Below are 1596 nucleotides of genomic sequence, written 5' to 3' on the forward strand. Positions count from 1 at the left end.
GAACTTAGCGCGCTGTCGCGCGCGAACCTGGGCGCTGAGATGACAGGGGTCGGGTCGAGAGGTATCGTCGCTCTCTGATGCTGGCGGTCGGCTCGGAGATCCGGTACAGGATTGCGGCCCTGTTTGAGGCCCACTGGGAGGCCTTCGTACGCTCCAGCCGGCAGTGGATCCGACCGGTGGTCTTCGAGACGGTGCGCAAGATCATCGCCTGCCGGACACCGGCGCTGGGCTGTCATCTCTACGCCTGTCCGCAGTGTCAGCGCATCGAGGTCGTACCCCACTCCTGCAAGTCCCGTTTCTGTCCCACCTGCGGCAAGCACGCCACCGATCGCTGGGCGGCCGGCGTGCTCAACGACTTGCTCGACGTGCCCTACCATCATCTGGTCTTGGCGGTGCCCGCTCATTTGCGCGGCGTGCTCAGCTTCAACCGGCCGGCGACCCTGAACCTGCTGTTCAACGCTGCTACCGCTGCGCTGTCGCAGTGGGCACGAGAGCAGCATGGCATGCGCCTGGGCATCGTTTCGGTACTGCATACCTTTGGCAGCGACCTGAAGTGGCATCCCCACCTGCACTTGCTGGTCACCGAAGGTGGGCTCTCCCTGGACGCCAGCCGCTGGGTCCGCCCCTACGGCGACGGTTGGCTGATGGCTCACGGTGCCCTGAAGAAGATGTGGCGCTACCACGTCATCCGCGCCTTGCGCCAAGCCCATCGCGCTGGTGAGTTGCGCTTCTCCAAGACGGCGGCTTTCCTCGCCGAGTATCCCCGCTTCAATGCCCTGCTGCGGCGGCTGTATGAGATGATCTGGTACGCCCACATCGGCGCCAGCCTGCGCGACCCCAACTTCACTCTGCGCTATATCGGCCGCTACACCAAGCGGGCCGTCCTGGCCGAGTACCGCATCACCCACTATGACCCCGAGCGCGGCACCGTCCGCTTCGCCTTCCAAGACTATGCACAAGGCGGCAAGACCTCCTATAAGACGCTGCCGGTGCTCGCCTTCATCGGCCGTCTGATCCGCCACATCCCGGACAAGCACTTCAAGACCGTGCGCTATGCTGGCCTCTTCGCCACCCGCTGGCGTCAGCACTACCTCGCTCACGCCCGCAACGTCCTCGGACAGAACGAGCCCGCGATCCAGGAACCCAACAACGACACTCCGCTCTGCCTTCTGCCGTGGCGCGAGCGGCGACTCGCCGAGGGGACAGACCCTCTGCTTTGCCCCATCTGTCGTGTTCCCCTGCAATTCATTCGTTTGGTTTTCGGACCGCATGAGCCGATCGCCGAGCTGTTTCGCGCCGCCGGCAAACCTCTGCGGCCTAGCCACCCGGCCTGGGATACCGGATGAAGATGCTTTCCTGGTTGTTCACCAAAGTGACCTACTCCTGCACCGCCTGCAGCGCAGTGCAGAAGATACCCCTGCGTCGTGTCCACGCCTTCGAAAGGTTTTTTGATCTCACCGCAGGCCAGCCAGTGCTCATCCAATGCCCGATGTGCCATGAAGGTCTCCAATGCCCTTCCTCGTACCGCTCTCATGCGGGCCACCTCATTGCTATAGACCCCGGCAACCCACCCAAAAACGCCTTCATTCACGCGCT

2 protein-coding genes are annotated in these 1596 nt (G+C 63.5%); both read left to right on the forward strand.

Annotation, left to right across the window (positions count from 1 at the left end):
• Positions 1 to 77: 77 nt before the first annotated feature.
• Positions 78 to 1346, forward strand: a complete 1269-nt coding sequence (locus VES88_11465; protein ID HYN82113.1) for an IS91 family transposase — start codon at positions 78 to 80, stop codon at positions 1344 to 1346.
• Positions 1343 to 1596 (forward strand): hypothetical protein (locus VES88_11470; protein ID HYN82114.1); only part of this gene is annotated, 254 nt, incomplete at its 3' end. The genes VES88_11465 and VES88_11470, both read left to right, overlap by 4 nt.

The sequence above is a fragment of the Gemmatimonadaceae bacterium genome (assembly GCA_035633115.1).
In the GTDB taxonomy this organism is placed as follows: domain Bacteria; phylum Gemmatimonadota; class Gemmatimonadetes; order Gemmatimonadales; family Gemmatimonadaceae; genus UBA4720.

Bases quoted from the DNA above. Each gene is read 5' to 3' on its own strand.
- VES88_11465 (HYN82113.1), top strand. From the start codon at position 78: ATGCTGGCGGTCGGCTCGGAGATCCGGTACAGGATTGCGGCCCTGTTT.